10 protein-coding genes and 1 pseudogene are annotated in these 13,627 nt (G+C 68.9%); 6 read left to right on the top strand and 5 right to left on the bottom strand.

Features of this window, described 5'->3' with window-relative positions; all coding sequences use genetic code 11:
- Nucleotides 1-386: 386 nt before the first annotated feature.
- The 3 genes from KUM49_RS30595 to KUM49_RS30605 form a co-directional block, all read right to left on the bottom strand.
- Complete coding sequence (locus KUM49_RS30595; RefSeq protein WP_217240210.1) at nt 387-1,127, bottom strand: DUF1775 domain-containing protein; 741 nt, start codon at nt 1,125-1,127, stop codon at nt 387-389.
- A 72-nt stretch (nt 1,128-1,199) separates the two neighbouring features.
- Entirely contained in the window at nt 1,200-1,784 is a 585-nt protein-coding gene (locus tag KUM49_RS30600; RefSeq protein WP_217240211.1) for a hypothetical protein, read from the bottom strand.
- A gap of 212 nt (nt 1,785-1,996) precedes the next feature.
- Nucleotides 1,997-5,752 (bottom strand): helix-turn-helix domain-containing protein, encoded by a 3,756-nt coding sequence (locus KUM49_RS30605; RefSeq protein WP_308406806.1) that lies wholly within the window; start codon nt 5,750-5,752, stop codon nt 1,997-1,999.
- Between the two features lie 583 nt (nt 5,753-6,335).
- Here KUM49_RS30605 and KUM49_RS30610 point away from each other — a divergent pair.
- The gene (locus KUM49_RS30610; protein WP_217240213.1) at nt 6,336-7,607 is read left to right on the top strand and encodes an acyltransferase; all 1,272 of its coding nucleotides are present in this window, start codon (nt 6,336-6,338) and stop codon (nt 7,605-7,607) included.
- 733 nt (nt 7,608-8,340) lie between these two features.
- On the opposite strand, the gene KUM49_RS30615 is transcribed toward KUM49_RS30610, so the two are convergent.
- Both KUM49_RS30615 and KUM49_RS30620 read right to left on the bottom strand, forming a co-directional pair.
- Nucleotides 8,341-9,417, bottom strand: coding sequence for a PP2C family protein-serine/threonine phosphatase (locus tag KUM49_RS30615; RefSeq protein ID WP_308406807.1), 1,077 nt, complete (start codon nt 9,415-9,417; stop codon nt 8,341-8,343).
- Nucleotides 9,418-9,924: 507 nt separating this feature from the next.
- Nucleotides 9,925-10,347: a hypothetical protein gene (locus KUM49_RS30620; RefSeq protein ID WP_308406808.1), complete on the bottom strand. Its 423-nt coding sequence runs from the start codon at nt 10,345-10,347 to the stop codon at nt 9,925-9,927.
- A gap of 184 nt (nt 10,348-10,531) precedes the next feature.
- Here KUM49_RS30620 and KUM49_RS30625 point away from each other — a divergent pair, with 184 nt between their 5' ends.
- The 5 genes and pseudogenes from KUM49_RS30625 to KUM49_RS30645 all read left to right on the top strand — a co-directional run bounded on the left by KUM49_RS30625 (nt 10,532) and on the right by KUM49_RS30645 (nt 13,409).
- The gene (locus KUM49_RS30625; RefSeq protein WP_217240214.1) at nt 10,532-10,708 is read left to right on the top strand and encodes a hypothetical protein; all 177 of its coding nucleotides are present in this window, start codon (nt 10,532-10,534) and stop codon (nt 10,706-10,708) included.
- Nucleotides 10,709-10,731: 23 nt separating this feature from the next.
- Nucleotides 10,732-11,051: pseudogene (locus KUM49_RS30630) on the top strand (transposase family protein); the annotation flags it as partial.
- A gap of 113 nt (nt 11,052-11,164) precedes the next feature.
- Nucleotides 11,165-11,419, top strand: a complete 255-nt coding sequence (locus tag KUM49_RS30635; protein WP_217240215.1) for a hypothetical protein — start codon at nt 11,165-11,167, stop codon at nt 11,417-11,419.
- A gap of 247 nt (nt 11,420-11,666) precedes the next feature.
- Nucleotides 11,667-12,518, top strand: a complete 852-nt coding sequence (locus KUM49_RS30640; protein WP_217240216.1) for an NAD(P)H-binding protein — start codon at nt 11,667-11,669, stop codon at nt 12,516-12,518.
- A 561-nt stretch (nt 12,519-13,079) separates the two neighbouring features.
- The gene (locus KUM49_RS30645; RefSeq protein WP_217240217.1) at nt 13,080-13,409 is read left to right on the top strand and encodes a DUF6234 family protein; all 330 of its coding nucleotides are present in this window, start codon (nt 13,080-13,082) and stop codon (nt 13,407-13,409) included.
- Nucleotides 13,410-13,627 lie beyond the last annotated feature (218 nt).

The raw sequence follows: 13,627 nt of genomic DNA on the forward strand, positions 1-13,627 counted from the left end.
ACCTGCTGGGCCAGCACGGAGACACCCGGCAGCAGCACCCGGTGCCGGCGCAGCGTTGTTGGCGGTTTGGTGACCGGTGGTTGACGAGTGGGGATGTGGCCCTGCCCGCGCGTGTCGTAGGGGCTGGTTCGCCTGCACCCGCTTTCCCGATGTGGGAACGGGGAAGATCGGGGATGTACGAGGTGGGCGAGGCGTCGCTCCGGCGTCTCGCCATGCGAAGGGTGGCCGTTATGAATCCCTGGGCTCGTCGTGCCGTGTATGCGGTGGCGTTGGTGGTGGCGGTGGCCGTTGTGTTGACGGTCGCCACCTGGCTCGTCACCCAGTTGTGAGGTCGGCCGCCCGTGGCTCCCGGCGGCTTGGCCGACGGGAGCCACGGAACGGCGCGGTCAGGCGCTGGGGGAGTTGCGGCGCCGGAACCACCAGACGCCGCCGCCCGCGAGTGCGAGGGCGGCCACGCCGAGGCCGATGGGCAGCGCCAGTGACATGCCGTCGTCGTCCGTGTCCTCAGCGGCCGTGCCCGCACCGGACTGCGATGGGGTCGGGTCGGCGGGCTGGCTGGGGGCGGAGGAGGTGGGGGCGGAGGCGGAGGCGGTGGGTTGGGTGGTCGGGCTGGGGCTGACGGTTTCGGCTCCGGGCGCGGCTGCCGCCAGCTCCAGGATCGGCGCGGCGGAGTCGCTGTGCCCGCCGTCGTCGGACTGTTCCAGCTCGATCCACCGGTCGACGCGGCCGTCGCTGTAGGACTGCAGGGTTTTGAAGGCGAGCGACTTCGTGTTGGGCAGCTGTCGCACGGTCACGGCGTATTCGGCATCCTGCCCGGCCGTGATCGCCGGGCCCGAGACCGCGTAGCCGCGGTCGGTGGTGGCGAACTCCCACCCCTTGGGGCCTTCGTCGTAGGTGACGTCGGCCGGGGTGATGCCGTTGGGAAGGATCGCTTCCAGCTTGGTGATGCCGGCCGTGGCGGACTCCGACTCCGCGACGAAGGTGAGGGTGACGTTCTGGTCGAGGGCGCGGGCGCCCTCCGCCTCGACCTCCACATGAGCCGACGCGGGGCCGGCGGCCGTGACAACTGCTGTTATCAGGGCAGCGGCGATGACGGCGGTGCGGGCATGGACACGGGTAAGGGGCACAGGAGCTCCTGGCTGTCGTGCGGGGGCGCGGACACGTCATTTCTGACGCGTCCTGAGGTCAGGTGGCGAGGGTCAGATCGTGGCCGGGGGACCCCGGCGCACCACCGAGTGCGCCAGCAGTATCGAGGTGGCCAGGTGGGAAGGCCGTGGGGTGGGGGCGGCGGGAGGCGTCCGGTCGCTGTCCGGCCGACGGCCGGGCGGCACGAGCCTCAGCAGCAGGTGCGTCAGCAGATGCCCGAGCCGGTATCCCACGGCCAGGCAGGCGGTGTCCGCCCGCTGCATGCACCAGGCGGCCAGCAGCGCGGCGGCGATGTGTACGGCCGTCATCGCCGCCCCGTTGTGAGGCTGGGCGTGCCACGCCTCATGGGCGCCGGTGGTGTGGTGCGCGGCGTGCTGATCGGGGGAGGCGTGCAGGTGCCCTCCGGTCCGTACGAACCACAGATGCAGGGCGCCCTGGACGGCCCCGGTCGCCGCCACCACCACCGGCAGCGACCGCACCCGGCGCGCGGCCGGAACCGTCAGCAGGTACAGCAGCGTGGCGGCGAGCAGCACGGCCCGCCACGGCACCGAGTGCCCGGAGACCAGGTGGTGTCCGGTGACCGCGAGTCCGGTGCCGACCGCGGTGAACACCGCCGCGCGGACAGCCGCCGCCGGCACGCCGTCCTTGGGCTCCGAACCGGTTGGGCGCGCTGCGCGGGTATCCGGGACGGTCCACGACATGGCGAATCCCATCATGTAGCCCGGCGGCGGCACCGCGGGGCCCGTTCGGGTGATTCACCTGCGGGAGGCAGCACCTGTGACCTGCGGACATTCCCGGCAGACGTAGACGTAGAGGTAGGAGGCAATTTCATTCCAGCGATCGGCACACGTCACCGTGGCGACGGGCGTCCTGACCGGCAGCCGGTATCAGGGGACTGGTCGTGCAGGTAGCGGGACTGTTCCAGAGGGGTGAGAGCGGTGTCGACGGCCTCGCAGATGGTGCGGATTGCGCGGGCCGGGTCGGGCAGGTCGACGTTCCACAGTCCGACGGAGCTGCCCGTGCCGATGGCCAGGGTCCGTCCGTCCGGGCTGAACGCCACTGCTGCGTGCGAGCGGGCCGGCAGGGTGATTCTGGACTGGCTGGTGGCGAGGTCCCACAGTTGGACTCCTCTTACGCTGCTTGCGGCCAGGGTGCGTCCATCGGAGCTGAAAGCCAGCGACGTCACCGCACCGCTGACACCGAAGCTGTCTTGGAGCCGGCCGGTGCGCGCATCCCACATCTTCACGGCTCCGTTGCTGCCGCCGGCGGTGGCCATGGTGTGCCCGTCCGGGCTGAAAACGAGGGAGAGCGGGTTCCGGGTGCCCGGATTGATGGTGCGCTGGGTGCGGCCGGTTGCGGTGTCGATCAGCGTGACCTGTTCGCCCCTGGCCCTGATGTCCGCGACGGCGAGTGTGCGGCCGTCCGGAGTGAACGTCACTGCCCTGACGGATTGGCCGTGGCTGGTGTGGGCGGTGTGCAGTGCGCCGGTTGGAAGGTGCCAGATCCGCACCGATCCGTCCATGCCGACGACGACGAGCCGTGTCCCGTCGGGGCTGAAGACCGCCGTGTCGATGGCGCCCAGGGCACGGCTTCGTTGAAGGCGGCCCGTGGCAAGATCTCGTACCTCGATCACCCCGTTCTTGCCGGCCCGGGCAGCCAGGGCGCGCCCGGTCGCACTGAACCCCACGGCGGCGAGGTGGGAAACCGGGACGGGCAGCTGCTTTCCCCTGGGTGTCAGATGGGTGCCGAGCGGCAGCGTGGCTTCGTGGTCGCCGGTCCTGGCGTCCCAGAGTTGTACCGACCCGCGGCCGGGCGGCCCTTGGGAAACCGTGGTCGCCGTGCGTCCGTCCGGACTGAATGCCATGTCGGCGACGTATGCGTCGGGATGGCCTGACAGGGTGGTCTGCGGGTACTCGGCACGCGGGCGGTGGATGCGAATGGCGGGGTCCAGGTTGCTGCTGGTTACCAGGGTGCGGCCGTCCGCGCTGAGGGCCACCTGCATTTCCCCCCGTCCGTGATGACCAGCGGTCACGGTGGCCCGTGCTGCGCCGGAGGCGGTGTCCCACAGTCGCACCGTGTCCCCAGGGCCCGGGACGGCGAGCGTTTGCCCGCCCAGGGCGAAGGCCACGGCGAAGGCCACCTCGCTCACTCCGATGGGGCCGTCGCTGATGGTGCGCCGGACGATGCCGGTGGCCGTCTCCCGCAGTTGCACCGATCCGTCGGCGCGGACCACCGCGTATGTCCGGCCGTCCGGGCTGAAAGCCACCGCACCGCCCTCGACAAGCCTGTCGTGGGTTGTCCGGGGGTGGCCGGTGGCCACGTCCCACACCCGCACCACTCCGCGGCGGACCACCGCGGCGACGGTGCGTCCGTCCGGGCCGAAGGCGACCGCCTGCGGGTCGGACTGGCCGGTGAAGCTGCGCTGCTTGCGGCCGGTGGCGACATCCCACACCCGCACAGCCGCCGGGGAGGAGGCGGCCAGGGTACGACCGTCAGGGCTGAAGGCCATCCCGCGTACCGAACCGTCGGGGACCGTGATGGTTCTGATTTTCCTGCCGGTGACCGGATCCATCAGCCCTATCATCCCGCCGGCGCCACGGACGGCAGCGACAGCGAGGGTGCGTCCGTCGGGGCTGAACGCCGCGATTTCGCCGCTGTCGTAGCCGGCGATCGTGTGTCGGAGCTGACCTCCGGGCAGATTCCAGATACGCACCTTGCCGTCTCGGCTGTTGGCGGCGAGGGTGCGTCCGTCCCGGCTGAGGGCGATGGAATCCACGGGTTCGGTGCCGCCGATGAGGCGCTTGCGCAGGGGTAGCGCCGCGGCGGCATACAGGGCGGCGGTGGCTTCGCGGGTCGGGCTGGTGCGGTAGGCGTGGACAGCGAGCAGTGATGCGAGGTCGGGCTCGGAGTCCAGCAGTGCACTGGACTGGGCGGCCAGTTGCCGGGACTGGGCCAGGTGCTGGGCGGTGACCGCGCTCTGCCACTGCCCAACAGCCAGGCCGGCGGCGACGAGGGCGAGGCACAGGGCGGCGGTGACCGCGGTGAGCACCAGCCGGTACCGGCGGCGGCCTTTGTGCTCGTGGTCGCGGCTGGCGTCGAGGAAGGCCTGTTCCAAGTCGTTCAGGTCTCCGTCGTTCAAGTCTTCCCGCGGTTCGCCGCCGAAGTGTTCCTGGGCGGCGGCGAGCCGGCTTCCTCGGCACAAAGCGCCCTTTTCGCGCCCCAGTTCCTGCCAGGCATGGGCCGCTTCGGTCAGATTCCGGTGCACACGCAGGCGTTCGCGGTCTTCCTCGATCCACCCGCGCAGCCGGGGCCAGGCCGTGATCAGGGCCTCGTGGGCTATCTCGACCGTGTCACCGTCCAGGCTGAGCAGGCGCGCCCCGACGAGTGCCTCCACCACCTGGGCGGTGTCGTCCCGGCCGGTGCCGGGCAGTTCCGCGCGCTCGATGGGGCGGCGGGTGTCAGGGGTGCCGTCACCGGGGGCGACGAGGCGCAGCAACACCCGGCGAGCGGCAGCCGCCTGGGCTTCGGTGAACCGCTGGTAGACCGTCTCGGCGGTCTTGGCGATCGCGCCGTCCAGACATCCGGCCGCCTCGTACCCGACCACGGTCAGTGTCTTGCCGCGGCGGCGGCCCCAGGTCTCCAGCAACGCGTGCGACAGCAGTGGCAGCCCGCCCGGCGCGTCGGCGACCTCCTCGACCAGCCGGGCGGTCAGGGCGCGTTCCACGGTCAGTCCGGCGGCCGTGGCGGGTTTGACGACGGCGTCGCGCAGTTCCGCCTGGCTCATCGCTCCGGCAAGGAGGCTGGCATCGCGCAGTGCGTCGGCCAGGTCGCGGTGCTCGGCACAGCGGCCGTAGAAGTCGCCGCGCACCGCCAACAGCACCCTCAGGCGGCTCTCGGGCTTCTGGGCGGTGAGCAGCAGATCGATGAAGCGGGCGCGCTCGGCGGCATCGTGGCAGAGGGTGAAGACCTCCTCGAACTGGTCGACGATCACGAACGTGTCCGCCCCGGCGCTGCCGTCGTGGGGAAGGGCGGGTGTGAGGAGGGGTGCGTGGCTGCGGACGGGGCGTTCGCCCGGTGTCAGGATCCGGATCGCGGCCGGGCGCAGGTGCGGCTCCTGAGCCTGCCGGAGGACGGGTATCAGGCCGGCCCGCAGCAGGGAGGACTTGCCGCTGCCGGAAGGGCCGAAGACCGCAGCGAACCGTCGGCGGCCCAGTAGGTCGACCAGGTCGGCGGTGAGCTGTTCCCGTCCGAAGAACAGTCCGCTGTCTCCGGTCTCGAACCGTGCCAGACCCCGGTACGGCGCGAGTGATCCGTCGCAGTCCCGCGAGCCGTCATCGGCGGACTCCTCCACCGCCTCCTTCCACCGGGCCTCCCATTCCGCCAGGTCTCCACCGCACGCCCCCGCATAGGCCAGGACCACCGGCAGCGTCGGCAACTGCTCGCCCGCTGCCGCCTGCGACAGCGTGGTCACCGAGTAGCCCGCCCGCTGGGCCAGCAACCGATAGGTGATCCCGTCCGCTTCCGCCCTCAGCTTGCGTAACTCGAACGCGAACCGCTGCACCGGACCAGCCGCCGGATCCACCGGCACCTCACGACGCCCCGCCACGCTCTCACCCCCTCCAGCCACCCGGCATCGGAGCGGGCAGCCGATCCATGTACGTCCATGACACCCGTAAGGCTCACGGACCCGCTTCATTGTTCGGCCGCCAGAACGGCACTGCCGAACAATGCTCCAGCCGCTGAACTCGGTGTTGCCGGCGGCTCGGGGACCACTCTGCAGGCCACTGCTCCTGGTGGCCATTGGCGGCCGGCCGGGGGCGACCAGCGCATCCAGCAAGCCCACGTCGCCCCTGGGTCCCATCACGTCAGGACTGCACCGAATGGAATGAAACAGTGCACAGGAACCGAGTCCGGGGCGGCCGGAGACCAACTCGCCAAAGCCGCGGACACACCCGGCAGCGGGACCAGTTCGGGGCGGCAGGCCAAGCGTCCTTCAACGCGCCGACGTAAATGTTCAGCGCGTCCTGGTTCCCGCCTCCCTGCGGCCGCACCGGCCGCACCGTCGTCGGGCGGATCGACGGCTTCTTGGCGATCTCCTCCGCTCCATGCGGACCACGCCGACGGCCACCCCTACCCCCGCCTCACGACATTCCCAACGAACACCTCACCAAAGAGGACTCTGCCTACGCATGGAATCCCCACCCCTCCACCCTGCTCGTCCGGCGTACTCACGCTCCGCCAAGTCAAAGTTGCTGGCCGCCGTAGCGACGGCCGGTCCGTCGCGGTTGGCCTGGCTGGACGCGTTGCGCGGCATCGCCGCCCTCGTCGTGGTGTTCGACCACTCGTCGTATACGTTCCTTGCGGACTTCCGGCGGGAGCTCATGCCGCAGTTCAACACCAGCCGCTACGGCATCATGGTGTTCTTCCTGGTGAGCGGCTACATCATCCCGGCGTCGCTGGAGCGTCGGGGCTGCGTCCGGACGTTCTGGATCGGACGGATCTTCCGTGTGTACCCGCTGTGGGCGGCTGTCCTCACTGTGTTCCTTGCCGTCAACCTCTTGGGCATCGCACAGATGCGTGACTTCGGTCAGCAGCGCGCTGTCACCGTGGCCCTCGCCCACGCCACGATGCTCCAGGAGCTGCTGGGGACACCCAATCTCCTGCTCATCCTGTGGACGCTCTCCTACGAGATGGCCTTCTACCTGCTGGTCGTCGCTCTTTTCACGGTGCGTCTTCACCGGCGGTCCGCGGCGGTCGCGGTCATCTTGGCCGTGCTCGCCACTGTGAGCGTGACGGCAGGGGTAGTGCTGCCGGTCTCTGCCCTGTCCGGCTTGGTCGGCACCGGATCGCTGATCGCGTTCGCCTCGATCGCCATGGTGATCGCCATCTGCTGTGCGAGCGCCAGGCCACCCGTGCTCCGGGTGTTCGGGGGTGTGTTGGGCGGGGTGCTGGCGCTCGTCCTGATCGCGTGCAACGGCACGATCCCGGTGTGGGAGGGCCTGGTGATCCTCGCCGTGATGTTCCTCGGCACCGTCGTCTACCGTGCCGACAACGGTCAGAGCACCTGGCGCTGTGCGGTCGGTACTGCCGTCATGGTCGTCGTCTGTGCCGTGGGCAGTGCGTACGGGTACGGCGGCGGTGAGCACTTCACACGGCGCGGCTGGATCGTCGCATTCCTGCTGGCTGTGCTCACCTTCGGCGCCGGACTGGCATCGCGCAGCCGGCACCTACCGCGGATACTGACCGGACTGGGAACGATCAGCTACTCGGTATATCTGGTGCATCCAGTACTGCTGGCGGTGATCGACACCACGATCGGCCGACGACGACAGGACAGTCTCGCGCTCGAAGTGGCGTTCTTCACCGTGCTGCTGCCCCTGTGCCTGCTCACCTACCGTTGCATCGAAGCGCCGAGCCAGATATGGGGCCGTAGGTTGGCCCGCCACCTGCAGCCACCGTGACACCTGCGCACGCTCGCCGAACAGCGGGACGTCCGCTGATGCCAGCTCTGTGCGTTACCCGCAGCAGCCGGACTGGATGCCTCCGTCGTCCGGCCGTGTCCAAGGACACGCCGACGGCGATTTCGGCGACGGAGACTCGTTCGAGCACCGGATTGGGCAGGGACCGGGTCGCATACCTGCCGTGGCATCACCACGACCTGGTCGAATGCGGCCCGCATCGCGCGGGAACTGGTCTGCGGGGAGGCGGGGTGCCGGTAGGTCTGGGAGGCGATGAGCAGGTGCGGGTCGGTGTGGGCCGGCGGCGGCGCTCGCGCGGCCGGTCGGCCACCGTGGTCCCCTCAGCGGCGCAGGCCGGCCGTGGCTTGCCCGGCAGAGCCCGGCCCACGCGCGTCTCGACTCTGATCTCCACCTCCACCCGGCCCGCCGCCGACCTGCTCCCGGGCCTCCTCTCGCGCCCTGGTGACCGCCTCCCACGTGGCGTCGCGCAGCTTGCGTCCAGATCGAAATCGGGCGGCGGCAGGCCACTCGAAACCGCTGTACCCGATGGTGCAGTCGTACGCGGACACTGCGCGGAGCCCGCTCCCGCGTAGTTGGGACTCCTGATGGCGGAGCGCACGGCCGGCCCGGAGGCGGGGGAGCCTTCGGCGCCGACCATGATCAGTGCGGGAGGGGCGGCGCTCGTCCTTGCTGATGCCTGTGAACTGTGGCGGTGTTCTGCCCCGGTGGAGAATATTCAGTCGGTCCGGCGGACGACGAGCGCGGTGATGTCGTCCCGGTGTTCCCCGGCGGTGTAACGGTTCAGATCCTTCGTCAGGTGGTCGGCGACTTCCCAGGGGGAGATGTTCGCCCAGGCCTCCATGCGCTCTTCAAGGGGATAGAAGGCGCCAGCGGCACTGCGGGCCTCAGTGACGCCGTCGCTGCAGCTGAGGAGGGTGGCGCCCGGTGGGAAGGGAAACCACGCGACGGTCCTGGGTTCGGGGGAGAGGTCAGCAAGACCAAGTGGTACGCCCGGGTCGCCGAGCTGCACAGGGGCGACTGGTCCGGCCCTCAGCAGGTAGGGCGGCGGATGGCCGCAGTTGACGGCCTGCGTTTCCGTCGAGGCGTCGATGCCCAGGACGAGAGCGGTGACGAATCGCTCGGGTTCGCCGGTCTGCTGGGCAAAGGCGTTGTGCCGCACTACGGCCTGTTCAAGGTCATTCACGAGCGCGGTCAGGGTCGGCTCGCGTAGCGCGGCCTCGCGGAAAGCGCCGAGCATGGCGAAGGCCGCTCCGATCGCCGGCAATCCCTTGCCCTGGACATCGCCGAAGAGCAGCCGTGTGCCGTACGGCGAGGCCACCGCCTCGTAGACGTCTCCTCCCACCAGCCTGTCCGCCTCCACCGGCAGGTACGCACCGTCGACGATCACTCGGTCGGTGAGGATCGGCAGGGACCGCAGCATCTGCCGCTGGAGAGCGACAGCCGTAGACCGGACCCGCAGCAGTTCCTCCTCCCGCCGGATCCGCCAGCGGCAGGTCGCCACGCACAGCACACCGAGCGCGAAAGCCAGAACCATGAAGATCGCGAAGTCGTACGACGAAGGGAGCGGTCGGTAGATCAGAACCGCGGTGATGACGATCAGCACCCAGACCACCGCGTAGACGGTCTGGCGTACCGTGCCGAGCGCCGCAGGGAACGCGGGAAGCAGGATCAGCAGGGGGATGAGCCGCACCGTGCGGTCATCGATCATCAACTCCAGCAGCACGATCGGTACGGTCGCTGCGACCACGTAGACCATCGGCGCCTCGACGGCGCCGCCGGGAGCCGACTCCACATCGTTTTCGACACGCGACCTCAGCGGAGCGCCGGGCGCACGGGCGGCCACACGCCGACGAATCACCTTTTCAGACTCCCGCAGTCCGCCCCCCGCCGCAAAACGACGGGCGTCGTGTCGTCCCGCCACGAAGAACGGCTACTGCGTAGTGCTGGTGCCGGCGCGGCACGCTATCGAGCACCGTCACGAATCAGACAGCTGTCGATGGACGACGACCAGTGCATCGAGGGTGGGTGTGCGAAGCCGGAGGCGCTCTGCGCCAAAGCCACTGTGGGAAAGACAGGCGAGGATGTCGGTAGCCGAGCAGCATCTCGCCGACGACCGGGCCTATGCCCGTCAATCTCACCAGCGCGCTTCAGAGGAACCCTCCCAGCATGTCGCCGTTGTGACCTGCATGGATGCGAGGCTGAACATCTACGCCCTCCTCGGCCTGAAGCAGGGTTCACGGGGCGTGGGACGGGGCGGGGTGCTCGGGGGCTGGTGGATTGTGCTGCTCTTTCGTGTGTCCTACCAGTATGTGGCCGGTCCCGAGACGACCCAGCCGGCGTCGGTGGGCCTGACCCAGAAGCCCAATGCCACCTCGATTGTCTGCGCGCGGTAGGTGATCTCAACGTTGACATGGCTGCCGGTGTGGCCCCAGTGGAAGTCCCTGAGATCGAGTTCGCCGAGCCAGGACAGGTCCTGCTCCCACTCGTCGGCAGCAGGGCTGCCGCTCGCCTCATTCTCATCGGCGCTCGCTTCGACGGAACCGGTCCACAGCGACTTGAGCACATGCCGGACCGGGTAGTGATCGATGAGTTGTTCGGCCTCAGGGATCCTCCTGGCTCGGAGCAGGCTGAAGTAACGGCGAACGACCGCTTCGGCGTCGCTCCTGGCAGGGGGCTCCCTCCAGAATTTCACTGCGAGATCATACGAGTTCGGTGACGCCACTGAGCGGTTTCACCCTGGACATCGCATGCGGTGTGGGCGGGCGTGGGGTGGGGCTGCGGTGCTTCCCCAAGCACCCGTCCCCCGTCCCACGCCAGCCCCGAGTTTTGGCACCGCTTGAGGGCCGGCTGCCCCTACGGGCTGTGTCTCGGCTGACCCTCTGTCCCTTGTCTCATACACTCAGCCGATGGAGACGGCACTGATTCTCGCTGGCAGCGGGGTCACGCTGCTCATCTTGATCATCGTCACCGTGCTGCTGCTTGGTGGCCGCCGAGTGCGGCGCGGCCGGAAACTCGGCCGCTACCCATACCGTGCCAAGCCCAACGGCACCTACGACAACTCGTCGACGGGCAGTCCCCACTGAGCCTTTCCAACCTCCCGCGTCAGTTGGGCAGTTGGCCTGACGGGCGGATGAAGCCCCGTCGGCACACTCTCGGCACGCGGTGGCGGCGCCTGAGCGCGGGCCGTCAGGCCGTGCTTACCCTCGCCCACCTCCGCAACGGCCAGCCCTTGCCCAGCTCGCGGCCGGTTTCGGGATCGGCACCACCACCGTCCACCTGTACGTCACCGAGGCCGTCGAGCTCCTGGCCGCCCGCGCACCCACGCTCGCCGAAGCAGTACGGGCCGCGTCGATGAAGGCGTATCTGATTCTGGACGGGACGCTTCTGCCGATCGACCGGATCGCCGCTGGCCGTCCCTTCTACTCGGTAAACGCCAGAAGGGGCCTCCGCCCCCTCGCCGGAGGCGTCCTTGTACGACGTGGAGGTCGACGTACAACGGTCCATCAGCCGCATCAAGGCGAGTCCCTACCCTCCCCACGGTGATCCGTACGCGGGTCCTCGACATCGCCGCAGGACAGCTTGAAGAGGTGACGGTCGCGGATCGGGTCGGTGACGTCCAAGACGTTGACGTTCATCCCGACCGGTACCCGGCCCTCGGCGATTCAGAACGCAATGAATTCCCGGGTGTCGGTCCGGCCGCGGAAGACCATCTGGTCGTAGGCGCCCGGCTCGACGTGGTCGGTACTCCATGCCCAGGTCCGTACTGGTCGGTAAAGAAGTCCGTACGCGGTTGAGGGCGTTGACCCAGTGCTCGACACGGATGCGCTTGCCGAGCAGCGGATGGAACGCACGCGCGACGTAGACCGTCTCCCGTTCGTCCGTGCCCAGCAGGACGTGTGACGTTGCCTCGTAGTTGGCGCCGCTGGTCGCCAGTTGGCCTTTGGCACTCGGTGGGGGCCGCTCCGGCCAGGCGGCTCTTGACCTGAACCTTGGTTGATGTACGAGAGTCGTGTCATCGAACGGCGAGACGAGGAGGTTCCGATGACACAGCCCAGGATCCTGGTGACCGGCGCGACGGGAAAGGTCGGCGGCGCGGTGGTGACCCAACTGCACGCGGCGGGCGTGCCCGTGCGGGCGCTGGTGAGAGGGGAGGCGGACTTCCCGGAGGGTGTGCAGGCGGTACGCGGCGATCTCGGTGATCCCGCGTCGTTGGAGACCGCTCTGGAGGGCGTCGATTCGGTTTTCCTGGTGTGGCCGTTCCTGAGCGCCGAGGGCGCGTCGGACGTGATCGACGCGATCGGGAAGCACGCCCGACGGCTGGTGTACCTGTCATCCGCCGGGGTTGGGAGCGAGGAGGAGAAGCCGGGCGAGGCGATCACCATGTTCCACACGGAGTTGGAGCAGCTGATCGAGGGATCAGGCCTGGAGTGGACGGCGCTGCGGCCCACCGGGTTCGCGAGCAACACGCTGGGCTGGGCGAAGGAGGTCCGCACGACCGGTGCGGTACGCGCGCCGCTGGCCAGGCTGGCCCGCCCGCTGATCCACGAGGCGGACATCGCCGCGGTCGCCGTTCAGGCGCTGACGACCGACGCCCTGCTCGGCGCATGCCCCCTGATCACCGGCCTCGAACTGATCACCCAGGAACGGCAGGTGGCGCTGATCAGCGAGGCGATCGGGCGGCCGGTGCGGTTCGAGGAGGTCACACTGGACGAGGCCATCGAGCAGATGAAGGCCGCAGGCTACCCGGCAGAGCTGGTGGAGGCCGTGCTGCCGGCCCAGGCGGAAATGCTCGACAATCCGGAGCCGGTCAACGATGAGGTGGAACGCATCACGGGCACCCCGGCCCGGTCATTCCGGGAGTGGGCGGTGGACCACGCGGCGGACTTCCGCTGAGAGGGACGTCCATACACGTTGGCATGGACAACCGAAGCACCGGCTTACAGCTGCGTCACCCACACGCTTGACGTCGAGGTCGGGCCCCCTGCTCGCGGGGGATGGCATGGGCGGCAGCGGTGTTGAGGCGTCTGACAAGGCGTGGTTTGTCAGCGATGCGGTGGCGGACCGGGCGTGGGCGGACTGGGTGGCCTGGCAGCTCCTCGACGTCGGCAGAGGTCGAGTTGGACTACTGGGACTGGAACGCGGGGGACAACTTCGTTCTGGAGATGGACGCCGTTCTGGAACGCGGCACCTTTCTGGCGTTGTTCCCCGGCCTAGTTTTGAGAACCGGCCTGGTTCTCAACACCGGAGTGGACCGGCCTTGTGGGGTACTCAGCTCGGCCATGACTCGGTCTCGGCCTGGTGAACCGTGATGCAGCGCACGGCGTGACTTACGAGGGTGTGACCATGCGCTTCGAGTCGAGTTCGCGTACACCGCACGTGCCGGGGAACGATTGCCGCCCTGGGCCATCAGACTCGCGAGGCGACGGGTTCGCGGGTGGCTGCATAAGCCTGATCGTGCTGCTCATCGAAATCCCGGTCGCCTTTCTGCTGGGGCTGACGTCGGTCATCCGTGGATGGGGCCGTGCGGACGAGCAAACAGCGGCAGTCCCGATGGACTGGGTTCCGATTCTCTGGCTCGGCGGGTTCACATTGGGCGTGCTCGTGATCGCCGTCATCTTCCTGTACTCGGCACATCCGTTCGCAGGCGCGGGCCAACTGCTCGTGGCAGCCATTGCGCTGCTTTTCACGATCGCTGCTTGGCACGACCAATACGAGCGTGCCCACCCACCTCCGCCACCAACGAGGTCCGGGATGCAGCCTTCGAACCACATGGCCGACCGGTAGGACCCACAACGGCGGCTGCCGAAGCACGAAGCCCCACAGGCGCAGCAACTGAGGCAGTCATCCTCACTCACCCCCGCGAACTGTCGCGGTCAGTCGCCGGCGACCGTGAAGAGCAAGCTGAGCTTGTTCTTTTTCTTCCGGCCTCGAACGGTGTCTCGTACTGAGTCGCTCACCTGGGGGTTTGCCGGACGTGGGGGCGGCCTTCGTCTGATCCTGTG

Origin of the sequence: Streptomyces sp. AC555_RSS877 (assembly GCF_019049245.1) — a bacterium.
Taxonomy (GTDB): Bacteria; Actinomycetota; Actinomycetes; order Streptomycetales; family Streptomycetaceae; genus Streptomyces.